16 protein-coding genes are annotated in these 16,191 nt (G+C 66.9%); 10 read left to right on the top strand and 6 right to left on the bottom strand.

Annotated elements, in window-relative coordinates; translation table 11 throughout:
* The 4 genes from JHC99_RS04505 to JHC99_RS04520 all read left to right on the top strand — a co-directional run.
* A partial coding sequence (locus JHC99_RS04505; RefSeq protein WP_292152265.1) for a J domain-containing protein occupies positions 1–479 on the top strand: 479 nt, incomplete at its 5' end.
* Positions 479–1,645, top strand: coding sequence for a phosphoserine transaminase (locus tag JHC99_RS04510; RefSeq protein WP_292152266.1), 1,167 nt, complete (start codon positions 479–481; stop codon positions 1,643–1,645). The genes JHC99_RS04505 and JHC99_RS04510, both read left to right, overlap by 1 nt.
* 75 nt (positions 1,646–1,720) lie before the next feature.
* Positions 1,721–3,016 (top strand): adenylosuccinate synthase, encoded by a 1,296-nt coding sequence (locus JHC99_RS04515; protein WP_292152267.1) that lies wholly within the window; start codon positions 1,721–1,723, stop codon positions 3,014–3,016.
* A 77-nt stretch (positions 3,017–3,093) separates the two neighbouring features.
* On the top strand, positions 3,094–3,900 hold the full coding sequence (locus JHC99_RS04520; RefSeq protein ID WP_292152268.1) for a response regulator: 807 nt from the start codon (positions 3,094–3,096) through the stop codon (positions 3,898–3,900).
* Positions 3,901–3,972: 72 nt separating this feature from the next.
* Here the strand turns inward: JHC99_RS04520 and rpoH are convergent, their stop codons facing one another.
* The 5 genes from rpoH to JHC99_RS04545 all read right to left on the bottom strand — a co-directional run bounded on the left by rpoH (position 3,973) and on the right by JHC99_RS04545 (position 10,254).
* Positions 3,973–4,860, bottom strand: coding sequence for an RNA polymerase sigma factor RpoH (gene rpoH, locus JHC99_RS04525; protein ID WP_271145017.1), 888 nt, complete (start codon positions 4,858–4,860; stop codon positions 3,973–3,975).
* A gap of 195 nt (positions 4,861–5,055) precedes the next feature.
* Positions 5,056–5,748: a hypothetical protein gene (locus JHC99_RS04530; protein WP_292152269.1), complete on the bottom strand. Its 693-nt coding sequence runs from the start codon at positions 5,746–5,748 to the stop codon at positions 5,056–5,058.
* A 67-nt stretch (positions 5,749–5,815) separates the two neighbouring features.
* Entirely contained in the window at positions 5,816–6,829 is a 1,014-nt protein-coding gene (locus tag JHC99_RS04535; protein ID WP_292152270.1) for an RluA family pseudouridine synthase, read from the bottom strand.
* Positions 6,830–6,905: 76 nt separating this feature from the next.
* Positions 6,906–7,991: a class II fructose-bisphosphate aldolase gene (gene fba / locus JHC99_RS04540; RefSeq protein WP_271145014.1), complete on the bottom strand. Its 1,086-nt coding sequence runs from the start codon at positions 7,989–7,991 to the stop codon at positions 6,906–6,908.
* Positions 7,992–8,409: 418 nt separating this feature from the next.
* Positions 8,410–10,254 carry a pre-peptidase C-terminal domain-containing protein gene (locus JHC99_RS04545; protein WP_292152271.1) on the bottom strand — a complete coding sequence of 615 codons (1,845 nt, stop codon included), beginning with the start codon at positions 10,252–10,254 and terminating at the stop codon, positions 8,410–8,412.
* Between the two features lie 93 nt (positions 10,255–10,347).
* On the opposite strand from JHC99_RS04545, the gene folD reads away from it, so the two are divergent.
* The 5 genes from folD (at position 10,348) to JHC99_RS04570 (ending at position 14,295) form a co-directional block, all read left to right on the top strand.
* Positions 10,348–11,271, top strand: a complete 924-nt coding sequence (folD, locus tag JHC99_RS04550) for a bifunctional methylenetetrahydrofolate dehydrogenase/methenyltetrahydrofolate cyclohydrolase FolD (protein ID WP_292152272.1) — start codon at positions 10,348–10,350, stop codon at positions 11,269–11,271.
* 74 nt (positions 11,272–11,345) lie between these two features.
* Positions 11,346–11,993, top strand: a complete 648-nt coding sequence (locus JHC99_RS04555) for a LemA family protein (protein ID WP_292152273.1) — start codon at positions 11,346–11,348, stop codon at positions 11,991–11,993.
* 32 nt (positions 11,994–12,025) lie between these two features.
* Positions 12,026–12,805 carry a TPM domain-containing protein gene (locus JHC99_RS04560; protein WP_292152274.1) on the top strand — a complete coding sequence of 260 codons (780 nt, stop codon included), beginning with the start codon at positions 12,026–12,028 and terminating at the stop codon, positions 12,803–12,805.
* Positions 12,799–13,491: a TPM domain-containing protein gene (locus tag JHC99_RS04565; protein WP_292152275.1), complete on the top strand. Its 693-nt coding sequence runs from the start codon at positions 12,799–12,801 to the stop codon at positions 13,489–13,491. Before JHC99_RS04560 ends, JHC99_RS04565 begins: the two co-directional genes overlap by 7 nt.
* Before the next feature lie 69 nt (positions 13,492–13,560).
* Complete coding sequence (locus JHC99_RS04570; RefSeq protein ID WP_292152276.1) at positions 13,561–14,295, top strand: endonuclease/exonuclease/phosphatase family protein; 735 nt, start codon at positions 13,561–13,563, stop codon at positions 14,293–14,295.
* Here the strand turns inward: JHC99_RS04570 and JHC99_RS04575 are convergent, their stop codons facing one another.
* Positions 14,296–15,774 carry a phospholipase D-like domain-containing protein gene (locus JHC99_RS04575; RefSeq protein WP_292152277.1) on the bottom strand — a complete coding sequence of 493 codons (1,479 nt, stop codon included), beginning with the start codon at positions 15,772–15,774 and terminating at the stop codon, positions 14,296–14,298.
* 169 nt (positions 15,775–15,943) lie between these two features.
* Here JHC99_RS04575 and JHC99_RS04580 point away from each other — a divergent pair, with 169 nt between their 5' ends.
* The gene (locus tag JHC99_RS04580) at positions 15,944–16,123 is read left to right on the top strand and encodes a hypothetical protein (RefSeq protein ID WP_292152278.1); all 180 of its coding nucleotides are present in this window, start codon (positions 15,944–15,946) and stop codon (positions 16,121–16,123) included.
* The last annotated feature ends 68 nt before the right edge of the window (positions 16,124–16,191 follow it).

A 16,191-nucleotide genomic window follows, 5' to 3' on the forward strand; every position in this document is an offset into this window, starting at 1 on the left:
GCCTGGAGGACTCGATCGGCGGGGCGACGCGCCGGATCCAGTTCTCGGACGGCCGGACGCTGGATGTCACCATCCCCAAGGGCGCGACGGACGGCCAGACGATCCGGCTGCGGGGGCAGGGGACGCCGGGGCGGACCGAGCCGGGTGACGCCCTGATCGAGCTGAAGATCGCAGCCCATCCCGTGTTCAAGGTGGACGGTGCCGACCTGACCATGGATCTGCCGGTGTCGGTGCCGGACGCGGTCCTGGGCGGCAAGGTTCAGGCACAGACTCCGGAGGGCGTCGTGTCGGTGACGATTCCGGCGGGATCCAACTCGGGCCAGACGCTCAGGCTGAAGGGTCGCGGAGCCATGGTCGGCGGGCGGCGCGGCGACCTGAAGGCGCGGATCGTGGTGATGCTGCCTGATATGCCCGATGACGCGCTGAAGGCCTTTGCCCAGGACTGGCGCGACAAGCGCCCCTACAAGCCCGGACGCTGATGATGACGACAAAGCCGACGCAGCGGCCGGAGAGGCCCTGGTTCAGCGCGGGCCCGACGGCGAAACGGCCGGGCTATTCGCTGGCGGGACTGCCGCAGGATCTGCTGGGCCGGGGCATCCGCGCGCCCGAGGTCGTCGCGCGGTTCGCCGAGGCGCTGACGATGACGCGGCGGCTGCTGGAGGTCCCCGCGGATTTCCAGATGCTGTACGTGCCAGGCTCCCAGACCGGGGCGATCGAGGCGGCACTGTGGGGCATGCTGGGGCAGCGCCCGGTGCAGGTCGTGGCGTTCGAGAATTTCGGGAAACAGTGGGAAACGGCGGTCAAGGACCGGCTGAAGCTCGATCCCGAGGTGCTGAGTGCCGGGTGGGGCGATCTGCCGGACTTGTCGCGTGTCGATCCGAAGAAGGATCTGGTGTTTCCGTGGAACGGGACGACCGCGGGCGTGCGGGTTCCGAACGCCGACTTCATCGCGGCGGATCGCGAGGGGATCGTGATCTGTGACGCGACCTCCGCAGCGTTCGGGATGCCGATGGACTGGCCCAAGGTCGATGTCGTGGGGTTCTCTTTCCAGAAGGCGCTGGGCGGGGAAGCGGGGATCGGTGTCCTGTGCCTGTCGCCTCGCGCGGTAGAGCGGCTGGATAGCTACACCCCGGATTGGCCCCTGCCGAAGGTGCTCAAGCTGACCGACGACAAGGGTCGGTTCGATCGCGCACTGGCGACCGGCGTGGTCGTCAACACCATGTCGGTGCTGACGATCGAGGACTGGATCGACGCGGTGGAATGGGGATTGTCGGTTGGAGGGCTGGCCGAACTGCACCGCCGGACTGACGCCAATTTCGCTGTGCTCGAAGCCTGGGTCGAGCGGACGCCGTGGATCGACTTCCTGGCCAACCGGATTGAGACGCGATCGACGACTTCGGTGTGTCTGAAGATCGTTGATCCGCGTGTGGCCGGTCTGGATGAGGCGGGGCGGTATGGCTTCGTCACGCGGTTGAAGGCGCTGCTGGAGGCTGAGGGCGCGGCGTTCGACGTTGAATCCTATCGCAAGGCACCGGCCGGATTGCGGCTGTGGTGCGGGCCGACGGTAGAGACGGCGGACGTTGAGGCCGTGACGCCGTGGCTGGATTGGGCGTTCGAGACGACGGCTGCGGAAATCGCCGCTTAAAAAGCGCGGCTTCAGGACGACACCGGACGATTCCCCGTCTATAGGCTGCGCCCGCATCAGGCGGAGACGAATCCTTTGGCGAACGTGGCGGTAGTCGGAGCCCAGTGGGGCGACGAGGGCAAGGGCAAGATCGTCGACTGGCTGTCGAACCGGGCCGATATGGTCGTACGGTTTCAGGGCGGCCACAACGCCGGCCATACCCTCGTCGTTGACGGCAAGGTCTACAAGCTGGCGCTGCTGCCCTCGGGCGTGGTTCAGGGCAAGCCTTCGATCATCGGAAACGGCGTCGTCGTCGATCCCTGGCACTTGGTCGGAGAGATCGAGAAGATCGAGGCACAAGGGGTGGCGATCAGCCCCGAGGTGCTGATCGTGGCCGACAACGCCTGTCTGATCCTGCCCATCCATCCGGCTCTGGACGTGGCGCGCGAGGCGGCGGCGAGCGCACCGGGTGCCAGGATCGGCACCACGGGGCGAGGTATCGGGCCGGCCTATGAGGACAAGGTCGGGCGGCGCGCGATCCGGGTCTGTGATCTGGCCAATGCCGAGGACCTGAAGGTCAAGATCGACCGGTTGCGGGCGCACCACGATCCGCTGCGGCAGGGGCTGGGGCTCGATCCGATCGATCCGGACGCGCTGCTGGCCCAACTGCTGGAGATTGCGCCCAAGATCCTTCCCTATGTTCAGCCGGCGTGGCGAGTGCTCGACCAGGCGATCAAGGGCGGCAAGCGGGTGCTGTTCGAGGGGGCGCAGGGCGCGTTTCTCGACGTCGATCACGGTACCTACCCCTATGTGACGTCGTCCAACACGGTGGCGGGTCAGGCGGCGGCGGGGTCGGGGATCGGGCCGCGCGGCGTCGGCTATGTGCTGGGGATCGTCAAGGCCTATACGACCCGTGTCGGCGAGGGGCCGTTCGCCTGCGAGTTGTTCGACGAGGTCGGCGAGCATCTGTCGACCGTGGGCCGCGAGGTCGGGGTCAACACCGGACGGGCGCGGCGCTGCGGCTGGTTCGACGCGGTGCTGGTGCGGCAGTCTGTGGCCATCAACGGCATCGACGGGATCGCCCTGACCAAGCTCGACGTCCTGGACGGGCTGAAAACCCTCAAGATCTGCATCGGCTATCGCATCGACGGCGAGATCGTCGATTACCTGCCGTCCAGCCTCAAGGCGCAGGCGGCGGCCGAGCCGGTGTTCGAGGAGATGGAGGGCTGGAGCGAAAGCACGGCCTCGGCGCGCAGCTTCCGGGACCTGAACGCGAACGCGGTCAAATATGTCAGGCGGATCGAGGAGTTGATCGGGGCACCCGTGGCCCTGCTGTCGACCAGCCCCGAACGTGACGACACCATCATGATGCGGGACCCGTTCCTGGGCTGATCGGCCGAAAAGGCGCGGTTCAACATGGTCTTAACCGACGTGGGTTAAGGGTAACGCTTCTGTCTGGAGTTGTTCCCTTGTTTACAGCCGACGCCCGCGTTCTGAGCCGTATCGCTCCATCGATTCAGCGCGTCGTCATCGCCGATCCGAACCTGGCGTCCGCGCGACTGCTGGTCGACCTCATGAAGAGCCTGGGGGCGCGTGAGGTCGTCACCGAAACGGACGAGGCGCGGGTCATGGAGGCGATCCGCGAAATCGAGCCCGGCCTGATCTTCACTGAACGCACCGGACCGCGTCTGAATGGCGAGAACATCACCCGCAAGCTGCGGCGGTCGAACCTGCCCAGCCGGCGCGCGCCCGTTATCATGGTCACGGCGGATGCGACCGCCAGCACGATCAAGGGGGCTCGCGATTGCGGAGTCCATGAGTTCCTGAGGAAGCCCTTCACTTCGGGCGACCTGTTCCGCCGGGTCGAGAATGTGGCCCTCAAGCCGCGCGACTGGGTCGAGGGTGTCGGCTACGTCGGACCTGACCGCAGGCGCTTCAACTCCGGCGAATATGCTGGGCCCCAAAAGCGCAAGGCTGACACGCCGGCGTCGGCAGCCGATGCCGCGATCGCGGTCAAGGACCAGGCCATGCGGATTCTGGCCGCCGCCCTGGCCCAGTTCGACAATGACCCGCTGCAGGCGATCCGCGCGACGCGGACCCAGGCCGAGACCCTGAAAGCTCTGGCCATCAAGACATCCGACGCCAAGCTGGCTGTGGCCGCGTCCGGGCTGGAAGCCACGTTGCGCGCAGGGGCGTCGACCAAGGCCGCGCTGGTGGCCCCGATCAACGCGCTGCTCCTGTTGGCCGATCCGGAGCCGCTGGCGCGAGCATCCTGATAACGGAGCCAAGGCTCGCGACGCGGCTGCTTGCGTCGTGAGCGCGGCAGAGGCTTTGACCGACAATCGACCTCAGGCGTCGATGAGGTTTCGTTCCTCGGCCGCGGCGCGCATGGCCTTCTGAAGCTTCTCGAAGGCCCGGACCTCGATCTGACGGACGCGCTCGCGGCTGACGCCGTACTCACCGGCCAGTTCCTCGAGCGTGACAGGATCGTCCTTGAGGCGACGTTCGGTGAGGATATGCTTCTCGCGATCGGTCAGCTCGCCCATGGCTTCCTGCAACAGTCCCATTCGCAGGGATTTTTCCTCGCTGTCGGCCAGGGCGGTTTCCTGAGACACGGCCGTGTCGTCCGCCAGCCAGTCCTGCCACTCGCTCTCGCCGTCCGAACGGATCGGGGCGTTGAGCGAGGAGTCGCCGGACAGGCGACGGTTCATATTGGTGACCTCTTCCTCGGACACGCCAAGCTTGGTGGCGATGGCCGAGAGGTGTTCCGGATGCAGGTCGCCTTCTTCAAACGCAGAGATCTGGCTCTTGGCCTTGCGCAGGTTGAAGAACAGCTTCTTCTGGGCGGCGGTCGTCCCCATCTTCACGAGCGACCAGCTGCGCAGGATATATTCCTGGATCGAGGCACGGATCCACCACATGGCGTAGGTGGCCAGGCGGAAGCCCTTGTCGGGATCGAATTTCTTGACGGCCTGCATCAGGCCGACGTTGCCTTCGGAGATGACCTCACCGATCGGCAGGCCATAGCCGCGATAGCCCATGGCGATCTTGGCGACGAGGCGCAGGTGGGACGTCACCAGACGGTGGGCGCTCTCGGAATCCTGATGCTCGGACCAGCGTTTGGCGAGCATGAATTCCTCGTCCTTGGTCAGCATCGGAAATTTGCGGATTTCCGTCAGGTACCGCGACAGACCCTGTTCGGGTGACATCACAGCGAGTGATTTCAGTGCAGCCATAGTATGGTCCCTCCGACCCGTAGAACGAGCGGGCTCTTCGGATGCGACCGCCGAATGCGCGCCGCGTCCTCACCCCTCAACCGGTCAAGTGGCTATCGGTTTCCGCACATTGTAGGGGCGGATCGTCACACGTAAGCGTGACCGTGTTCCCGGCGCCACTCACGCCGAAGTGGACCTGTAGCAAAGAGTCCGTCCTTAATCAAGACTGACTTCGCGACCCCGGCCTCCGATCGGGCAGTCCTCGGCCGGTAGTCGTGTATCCCGGCTGTAGTCCGGCCGTCGATACAGTTTCCAGGTCATCGAGCATTGGGGGGCGCTGCGGGTACCAGGCGGAGTGCAGGCGCGTTGGGCCGTCAGCACTGCGGGTGCGTACTCTGGACGTGTTACCCGCCATTCGCGATAGGCCGGTCGCTCTCGCAACAGGTTGCCGTAGTAGCCATTGCGGTCGTCGCCCTCCTGAACCGCAGGAAATTCAACGGATATCACAAGGTCGGTGGTCATCGCGCGGGCAGCAATGGCCTCCATCATCGCGTCGTCGGACGCGAGCCAGAGGTCGCCGACCGAAATCGTGACTGCCCTGATCTCGGTCGCGTCGCCGCAGACCGCCACTGAGCCGGTCTTGCCACCGACGGCCAACCAGCCGATCCGGCGTGTCACGGGCCCGGGCGAGTCGGATGTGGGGCCGACCAGGTGCCAGTAGACATCGCGTCCGCCATGGACGCCGAACCCTGCCCATGTCGGTTGGCCGTATCGGGAATGCACCATGGCGTCGGCCAGGGCGCGCGCCACGGCCTGTTCCACAGTGCTCGCCAGTTCCCACGGTTGTTGTGCCGAAACAGGGCCCGACAGGGTGGACGACGCGGCTGTAAGAATGAGGATCAGCTTCATGCGCGCTTCCTTCGGCTTCGCATGATGCCAGTGTCTGCGGCTCCATGCCCCTCCCGGAACCTGACGATCAGAGCGAGGAGAGTATCGCCTCAAGCGATTGCATATCGAGAGGGAGCGCGGTCTCGAAACGCAGCCGCTGGCCGGTGACGGGGTGGACGAATCCGAGGACCGAGGCGTGCAGCGCCTGACGCGTCAGACCGGCTTCGGCGATGGCGGTGCGGACGGGGAGGGCGGGGCTGCCCGATCCGTAGACGGCGTCGCCGAGGATGGGCGACCCCTTCGACGCCATGTGTACCCTGATCTGGTGTGTACGGCCGGTGTGCAGGGTGCAGGCGACGCGGGAGGCGAGGGGTGCGGCCCCGGCTTTGGCGGGGACGGCAAAGGCGCGCTGGACCACATAGTCGGTGATGGCCTCGCGGCCTCCGGCCTTGAGCACCGCCATCTTCTTGCGATCGGATGACGATCGGCCGAGCTGGGTCTGGATGCGGCCGACGACCGGTGACGGAGCGCCCCGCACCAGGGCGATGTAGGTGCGTTCGATGTCGTGGGTGGCGAACAGGGCCGAGAGACCGGCGTGGGCGCGGTCGGTCTTGGCGGCGACCATGACGCCCGAAGTGTCCTTGTCCAGCCGGTGGACGATGCCGGGCCGGGCCACGCCGCCGATGCCGGAAAGGGACGCGCCGCAGTAGGCCAGCAGCGCATTGACCAGGGTGCCATCCGGGGTGCCCGGCGCCGGGTGGGCGGCCATGCCCGCGGTCTTGTCGATGACGATCAGTTCGGCGTCTTCGTAGAGGACGGTCAGCGGGATCGCCTGGGGCAGGGGCGTCGCCGAGATCAGGGCCGGCAGGATGATGTCGTAGTCGCCGGGCTCCGCCTTGGCCGATCCGTTGGACAGGACGCGTCCGTCGCGACTGACGGCCCCGGCCTCGATCAGGGACTGGATGCGGGCGCGGGACAGGTCGGGGGCGGCGTCGGCCAGGGCCTTGTCGAGACGCAGGCCGCCGGCCGCAGGGCCGACGTTGACGATCAGGGGGGCCGTGACCTCTTCGCCCTCGTCGTCGTGGTCAGCTGAATCCTGCATCAGCCGATACTAGGTGGTGCAGCCGCGTCGGGACAGCCCGCCCACCGATCGCGGTGGGCGGTTACAGTCAGGGCAATCAGGCGGCCTTGGCGGCGGCCTTGCCGAAGTGGGGGTTCAGCTCGCCCGAAGCGTAGCGCTTGGCCATGGTCGCGGTCGACAGCGGCGTGATCTTCGACGCCATGCCCTCGCAGCCGAACTCCTGGAAGCGCTGCTTGCAGACCTTGCGCATGGCCTCCTTGGCGGGCTTCAGATAGGCGCGGGGATCGAACTCGCCCGGCTTTTCGGCAAAGACCTTACGGATGGCACCGGTGATGGCCATGCGGTTGTCGGTGTCGATATTGATCTTGCGCACGCCGTGCTTGATGCCGCGCTGGATTTCCTCGACCGGCACGCCCCAGGTCTGGGGCATCTGGCCGCCGTACTGGTTGATGATGTCCTGCAGGTCCTGCGGCACGCTGGACGAGCCGTGCATGACCAGATGGGTGTCGGGCAGGCGGCGGTGGATTTCCTCGATCACGTTCATGGCGAGGACCTCGCCGTCCGGCTTGCGCGAAAACTTGTAGGCACCGTGCGACGTGCCCATGGCGATGGCCAGGGCGTCGACCTGGGTCTCGCGCACGAAGTCCACGGCCTGATCCGGGTCGGTCAGCAGGGCCGAATGATCGAGCTTGCCCTCGAAGCCGTGGCCGTCCTCGGCCTCGCCCATGCCGGTTTCCAGCGAACCCAGCACGCCGAGTTCGCCCTCGACCGAGACGCCGCAGCTGTGGGCCATCTGGGTGACGCGACGCGTGACCTCGACGTTGTACTCGTAGCTGGCGGGGGTCTTGGCGTCCTCTTCCAGCGACCCGTCCATCATCACCGAGGTGAAGCCGTACTGGATGGCGGTGGCGCAGGTCGCCGGACCGTTGCCGTGGTCCTGGTGCATGCAGACCGGGATGTGTGGATAGAGTTCGGCCAGACCGTCGATCAGCTTGGCCAGGATGATGTCGTTGGCGTAGTTGCGGGCGCCGCGCGAGGCCTGGATGATGACGGGGGCGTTGACCTCTTCGGCCGCCTCCATGATCGCCAGCCCCTGTTCCATGTTGTTGATGTTGTAGGCCGGAAGGCCGTACTCGAACTCGGCCGCGTGATCGAGAAGCTGTCGCAGCGTGATGCGCGCCATGATGTGAACCCCTGATGTCTGTTTTGTTTGGCGAAACCTCTAGCGAGGGTCGCGCGCGGAGTCACGCATTGTAACAGCCGGAGCGCGTCAGAAACAAAAGGGCGCGACTTCTTCGCAACCGCTTCAGGCTGTGTCCGCGTGCGATCCGGCACGGTGGAGACGACGATGCGCCTGCTGCTGGCCTTTGGGGCAAGCCTTATCCTGACGGCCTGTTCGAGCGTCGATCCCTTCCCGAGCCTTGAGGAGGTTTGCCGTGACTCGTCACGGTGCACGCCGCCGTGTGGGTCCATGGCCACGGGATCTAACGGACAGTGTCCGGCGACCGAACACGGCGGCCATACGCGCGGATAGGGGGGCGGTTATTCTCCCGACGCCTTCGGCGGAACCGCGCTGCGATCCCGCCTGATGCGATCAGCGCCTACGGCCGTCGTTCGACCGTAAGGGCATAGGCACCGGTCTGGCCCATGGCGAAGCTGCGGGCGCGGATGACATAGGTCCCCGCCTCCTCGACCGTCCATTCGACCTTGGCGTGGGTGTCCGACAGGCCGTCGTCGTCCGTGGCCACGCTGGTCCAGGCGCCCTCCCTGTCCTGGCCGATGTCCAGGAAGGCGTCGAAGTCGTTGGACACCAAGGTGACGTTCAGCTTGTCACCCTCGGCCACCTGGACCGCATAGGCGTCGAAATAGGAGCCGTCGTCGGCCAGGCCGTCGCTGTCGTCCAGGGTTCCGCGCGCCGTGGCGCCGATCAGGATGCTGCCCGGTTCGGGCTGGGGGCCACGGTCCGTCAGTTCGATCGAATACAGGCCCTTCTCCTCGGAGCCGAGCGGCGACGCGCGGATCACATAGTCGCCGGTCTCGGGCAGGATGAAGTTCAATCGCGAATCAGTGCCTTCGCCCAGACCGTCGTCGTCGGAGCCGAGAGCCTCAAACGGGCCCGCCTTGGAAATCTGCAGGTAGGCGTCGAAATCGCCCGAACGCATGACGACCTGCACCCGCGCGCCTGCCGCACCGGAGAAGGCGTAGGTGTCATAACCGCGACCGTCATCGTCACGGGCGCCGCCGGCTTCGATCTCGCCCTGGGTGACGGTGGCGAAGGGCAGGGCGGTCGGCTCAGGTTCCGGCGCGGCCTCTGCCAGGGCGACGGTGTAGGCACCGGTCGTGGTGTCGCCCGTCGACCTGACCTGAAGCGTATAGGTTCCGGCCTCGGCCAGGGTCGCGATCAGGCGCGAGTTGGTTCCCTCTTCGCCGCCGTCGTCATCCTGGTCGATGCTTTCGCCGGCGGCGTTGAACAGCTCCAGATAGGCGTCGAAGGTGTCGGCGTTCAGGGTGGCGTCGATTCGCTGACCAGCCGTCGCAGTGAAAGAATAGGCGTCGGCGCGGGCACCGCCGTCATTGACCCCGTCATCGGCCGACAGCTCACCCGCGGCGCTGGACCCAATCGCCAGCGGCGTTGCGGCCAGGGGCGGCGGGGCGTTGTCGAGCTTGATCGTATAGTCGCCGAGGCCGTCGGATCCGAGCGCCATGGCGCGGATGACGTATTCGCCGGCCTGGGGGGCCGTGAAGATCAGGTAGGAGTTCAGTTCGATTCCGACGCCGTCGTCGTTGTAGGCGCTCTCGACGAACGAGCCGCCGGTCATCTGGCCCACGCGCACTACGGGATCAAAATCGTCGGCATTCAGGCTGATGGCGAACCGCTGGCCCGCGGCAGCGCGGAAGACGTAGGCGTCATAGCGGCCGGCGTCATCCTCGGCTTCCGGATCGCGGGTCGAGAGCGAGCCCTGAACCTCAGAGCCCAGGCGGATGCCGGTCGGGCGCGGGGCGCGGGGGGCCGGGCGGCGCTGGGCCAGCGACAGGGTGTAGGCCCCGCCTTCCAGCCCCGACAGGGTCCGGGCGCGCAGGGTGTAGGTTCCGTTGGCCGGGGCCACGAAGCGCAGCCGCGAATGGGTACCTTCGCCCAGGCCATCGTCGTCCTCGGCCAGCGATTGGCCGTCGGGGCCTTCCTGGCCGGCCGCGAAGACCTGAAGATAGGCGTCAAAGGCGTCGGAGCGCATCACGGCCTCAAGCCGCTGGCCGCGACGCGCGTTGATCTTGTAGTCGTCGTAGCGGTGCTGGCCGGTTTCTTCGGTTCCGAAGGTGGCGTCGCCGTCGTCCAGAGTGCCCGACACATCGCCGCCGACACGCAGTTGCGGGATCGACTGGGCGAACGCGCCCCCGGCCAGAAGGGCGGCCGCGCTGACGGTGGCGGCAAAGACGAAGCGACGCATGGAATCCCCCTGAATGTCGTCGCCACATAGACGCCGAACAGAGGCCACTGTAAATCGCCCGCACCTGAACGAAACCTGACGGACCCCTGCTAAATGACCGAAATCGACGGGCGCGCGACGATCATCGACGGCAAGGCCTTTGCCGGACGCCTGGTCGAGCGCGTGACGGCTGTGGCGGCGCGGCTGTCGGCCGATCACGGGGTCCGTCCGGGTCTGGCCGTGGTCATCGTCGGCGACGATCCAGCCAGTCAGATCTATGTCCGCAACAAGGGCGAGCGGACGCGCGAGGCGGGGATGCGTTCGGACACCCACCGGCTGGACGCCGACACCAGTCAGTCGGATTTGCTGGCCCTGATCGCCGCGCTGAATGCTGACAGAGGCATTCACGGCATCCTGGTGCAGCTGCCCCTGCCGGGTCACATTGACGCCCAGGCCGTGCTGTCGGCCATCGATCCGGACAAGGACGTCGATGGCTTTCACGTCGTCAATGCGGGGCGGCTGGCGGTCGGTCTGCCGGGGCTGGTTCCGTGCACGCCGCTGGGCTCGGTCATGCTGCTGAAGGACGCGCTCGGCGATCTCTCCGGCCTGAGCGCGGTCATCGTCGGGCGCTCCAACATCGTCGGCAAGCCGATGGCGCAGCTGCTGCTGGCCGAGAACTGCACCGTCACCATCGCCCATTCGCGCAGTCGCGATCTGCCTGCGATCTGTCGGGGCGCGGACATCCTAGTGGCTGCGGTCGGTCGGCCCGAGATGATCCGGGGCGACTGGATCAAACCCGGTGCTGCCGTGATCGACGTCGGCATCAATCGTGTGCCCTCGCGCGATCCGGTCAAGGCGGCGGAGGGCAAGACCCGGGTCGTCGGCGATGTGGCCTTCGACGAGGCGGCGGCGGTCGCCGGGCGGATCACGCCGGTGCCGGGGGGCGTCGGGCCCATGACCATCGCCTGTCTTCTGGCCAACACCTATACGGCCGCGTGTCGTTCGGTGGGTGTCGAGCCGGAACCCTTGGCCGCTTGAAGCGTCACGCTTATCCGCCGATAGTCGGCGGGCGAGCGGGTCAGGCCGTTCGCAAATCTTCGGGGGAGGCTTCCATGGCCCAGTTCAGACATCACGCGGCTGCGCCGATCGCGGTCGCCATTCTGGCCGGGGTCTCGCTGTCGGGGTGTGGCTACAACACCATTCCGACCAAGGAGGAGCGGGCGCAAGCCGCGTGGGCCGATCTGCAGAGCCAGTACCAGCGCCGCGCCGACCTGATTCCCAACCTGGTCGCCGTGGTCCAGGGCGCGGCCATCGCCGAACGCACGACCCTGACACAGGTGATCGAGGCCCGGGCGCGCGCCACGTCGGTGACTGTGACGCCCGAGACCCTGACCGACCCCGCGGCCTTCCAGGCCTTCCAGGCGGCGCAGGGCCAGCTTTCGGGGGCCCTGTCGCGGCTGCTCGCCACGGTCGAGGCCTACCCGCAGATCCAGTCGAACCAGAATTTCGTGCAGCTTCAGTCCCAGCTCGAAGGAACCGAAAACCGCATCACCATCGCCCGGCGCGACTACAACGAGGCCGTGCGCGACTATAACACCACCTTGCGGACCTTCCCCAATGTGATCTGGGCGAAGACGCTGCACTCCGGCTCGGAGCCCATGCAGTTGTTCGTGGCGGCACCGGGCGCGGAGACCGCACCGACGGTCAACTTCAATGTCGGGCCCACGGCCACCACACCGACCGCCGCGCCCGCACAGTGAGTTTCGCGGGCAGACCGCTGGCTGTTCTCGGATTGCTGCTCGGCCTGCTGTTCGCGGTCCTCGCGCCGGCCCAGGCCCTCGCCGATCCGACCTTCCCGGCGCTGAGCGGCCGTGTCGTCGATGAAGGCCGTCTCCTGTCCCCGGAGGCCGAGACCGCCCTGTCGGCCCGACTCGCATCGCTGGAGACCGATACGGGCGCGCAGCTGGTGGTGGTTACTCTGGCCGGGCTGCAAGGCTATGAGATCGAGGACTACGGCTATCGACTGGGTCGGCACTGGGGCATCGGCCCGGCCGAGACCGACAAGGGTGTCCTGCTGATCGTGGCACCCGAAGAGCGCAAGGTGCGGATCGAGGTCGGCTATGGGCTGGAACCCGTCCTGACCGACGCCCTGTCCAGCCAGATCATCCAGACCGACATCCTGCCAGCGTTTCGGGTCGGCGGATTCGAGCGAGGGATCAACGCCGGCGTGGACGCGATCGACAGTCAGCTGAGGCTTGACCCCGAAGCCGCCGAGGCGCGTGTTGCGGCGGTGGCTGACGAGGAGGCCGAGTTCCCGGTCGGGCCGATGATCGTGGTCGCACTGGTCTTCCTCTTCATTCTCATTGGGCTTGTCCGCGCTGCGAAGGCCGGTGGACGTAAGCGGCGCGGCGGGGTCGGTCCGATCCTGGTCTGGACGGCGTTGGACGCCTTGAGCCGAAGCGGCGGCGGCCGGTCGGGTGGTGGATTCAGTGGCGGAAGCTTCGGCGGTGGCGGCGGGTTCAGTGGCGGTGGCGGCAGTTTCGGCGGCGGGGGCGCATCGGGCGGATGGTGACCTCATTGACCCGCGACGACCACGCCAGGATTACTGCGGCGATCAACACCGCCGAGGCGACCACCTCGGGCGAGGTGTTCTGCGTGCTGGCCCACCGCGTCTCTTCCTATCGCGACGTCAGCCTGGGCTGGGCGGCGGCGGCGGCCCTGATCCTGCCGATGCTGCTGATCCCGCTGGGGTTCGATCCCGCCTGGGTTCCGGGCGTGGCCGACAGCTGGGAGTCGGCGCATATGGCCGCGCGCGACCTGACGGTCGGCAGGGCACTGGCCGCCTATGCGGTGGTTCAGGCTGCGGTTTTCACAGTGATCTTCCTGCTGACCTGCATCCCGGTGATCAGGCGTCTGGTCACGCCCCGCATGGTGCGCCGCGCCAGGGTGCGTAGGGCGGCGATGCAGCAGGTGCTGGCTCACGGCCTGCACAATACGCCACTCAGAACCGGCGTGCTGATCTTCGCGGCGCTGGAGGATCGGCAGGTCGAGATCGTCGCCGATGCGGGTATCCACGAGCGGGTCGATGCCGCCGTCTGGGTTCAGGCTGTCGATGCCCTGACGATCGCCCTGCGCGACGGCCGGCCGGCCGACGGGTTCGAGACCGCGATCGCTCAGGTCGGCGCGGTCCTGGCCGAGCATTTTCCGCCCGAGGCGCTGGAGGCCGATCATCTGTCCAATCGGCTGGTCGAGATCTGAACCCGACGGGCCGCTCGCCTTGTCCGGCGATATCCTCTAGACGACGCGCGTGCCGATCACAGGACCGATATGCCCCGCCTGTTGACCTACAACGTCCATCGGTGCGTCGGCACGGATCGTCGTCTGGACGTGGACCGCATCGTGGGCGTCATCGGCGAGTACGAACCCGACATCGTCTGTCTTCAGGAACTGGACGTCGGTCGTGCCCGCACGGGCATGGTCGATCAGGCCCAGGCGATCGCAGACGGCCTGTCGATGAGCGTCCACTTCAACGCCGCCATGCGCGTCGAGGCCGAGGAGTACGGCGACGCGTTGCTGACCCGCTGGCCCGAGACCCTGATCCGCAAGGGTGCGTTGCCGACCATCCGGGGCATTCCGGGGCTTGAGCCGCGCGGCGCGATCTGGGCGGCGATCGAGATCGACGGCGCCACTTTGAACGTCATCAACACCCATCTGGGGCTCGTCCCGCGTGAACAGCGGCTTCAGGCGATGGCTCTGGCCGGCAAGGACTGGCTGGGCGATCCGCGTTGCACGGGGCCGACCATCCTCACCGGTGACTTCAACGCGACGTCGCTGACCCGCCCCTATCAAACCCTGACGCGGCGGCTGGCCGATTGTCAGAGGCAGCTTGGACTGCGCAACACGGTGAAGACCTTTCCATCGGGCTTTCCGGCGATCCGCATCGACCACGCCTTCGTCAGTCCCGAGATCAGGGTGACCGCCGTGTCGGCCCCGTTCTCGCCGCTGGCGCGGATCGCGTCGGACCACCTGCCCCTGGTGATCGATTTCGAGATCGAGGCCTAGCTAACGCTCGCCCAGCCGATCAAGCTGACTGCCCTGGCCGCGTTGCGACGGATTGCGCCGCTTCCACGGCCGCCAGGCGTTGCTTGAGGACGACGGATCCCCGAGCTGCCATTCGGCGATGAAGCGCTCGACCGCCGACGGCGCGGACGCACCCAGAACCTCCATCCGGCCCGTGTCGAAATCGACGATGGCGCGCCCGACCGAACCCATCACGGCCTCCGCCGCCCCGAAGATTTCAGGCGTGATGCCCAGGAAGTGGCTGATCGAGCGCTGGCGGAAGTCTCGGATCGCGGTACGGCCGGCGGCATCGGTCGGGACGACGGCGATGTCGCATTCGGTATCCAGCCCCATCGAGCGGTTGTTCAGATTGGTCGAGCCGATCCGCAGGACCTCGTCGTCGATGACCGTCACCTTGGCATGGACGATGATCCGGGCGCCCCGACGGGTGCGCGGCGCGAAGGCGAAGAAGCGGTGGTTGTGATCGGCCGCCTCCAGCCTGAACAGAACCTCAGACCGCGCCGTGTCCATGGTCATCTTGTCGAACCAGCTCGGCGAATTGCCGGTGGAGACCAGCACGATCTCGGGTCCGTCGTCCTCGCACAGCCGCGTCGCCAGGGCCTCTGCGATGGCTGGAGAGGTGAAATACTGGTTCTCCATATAGATCAGCCGCCTGGCGCGTTTGATGGCCGCCAGGTGCAGGGCCTCGTTCTCGCGCACCTCGCCTCGCCCGCCCCATTTCGGCTCGGTGCGGGCGATGCCGACGGGGACGTCGCGCATGACCGGCTCGACGCCGTCGGGCCACGGGTCGTTTTCGGTGACGTCGGGCACGGTGCGCTCCCAGGTCGCCCGGAACCACCGCTCGCGGGCCAGATCGCCCAAGGCCCGCGCCGCCGCCCCGTCCATGACGCACATGGTTTCGTGCCGTGGCGCGCTGAACAGGCCCGACGGCTGGCAACGCCGAGGGTCCTCATCGAGGTGCTGGTCGGAATCCCATCGGTCGGTGGAGATATCCCCGCCGCCGCAGAAGGCGATCCGGTCATCGATGACCACCACCTTCTGGTGGTGACAGGCGCCGATGGGGCCCGGACTGTCGAGGCGGAACTCCACCATCCGCTTCCTGAACCAGCGCTGGGCCTTGTGCGGATAGAAGCCCTGCGACGCCGCGATCAGCAGGGGTGATTTCCAGATCAACAGCCGGATGTCGAGGTCGGGCCGGGATCGCACCAGCTTCCTGAGTTGATGCCCGATCTCGGCCTGCCGGTCGCCGGCGCGGGTCAGGGGATCCAGCCGGGTGCGCGGATCGAACTGCCAACCCAGCAGGACGATCGACTTCTGGGCCTTGGAGATCGCCGAGGCCAGGGCGTCGAAATAGACGCCGTTTTCCATCAGCACCGCGAACCGATCGGCCGTTTCGACGCGCCAGACGGTGTCGCCCGGCCGCAGCAGGCTGTCCTCTTGTCCGGGCTCGGTCGTCTGCATGAAAACGTCTATGCATGATTTCCGTGACAAGTGCCTCCGGTATCGCCGCACCCGCGCTCCGGGATGGTTCGGTGTCTGGTCGCTTCGCTGACAACCGGTGATTTGTCTCGCGGCGAATTTGGGCGCATAAGCGAACGCGTCGAGGGGTTGGAACAAGAGGCGAGGGGCGATGCAGGCGTTGATCGAATTGCTTGCCGGCTTCATCGCCTTGTTGGCCGCAGCCGCCCTGTCGCAGTTCGGCGTTGACATGCATCCGCCCAAGGCATCGGACCGTGAAGTCCATCGTATCCAGGATTGTCCGCCGTCATCGGCGAACCCGGACTCGCAAAAGTCATCCTCACGCTGCTGAATCGCGTCGCGCGCTTTGCGGACGGGCGATGAGTCGTTAGGGTTCGTTCGCTCCCGCGGGACTCCCCG

It is taken from the genome of Brevundimonas sp. (assembly GCF_016463485.1).
GTDB lineage: Bacteria > Pseudomonadota > Alphaproteobacteria > Caulobacterales > Caulobacteraceae > Brevundimonas.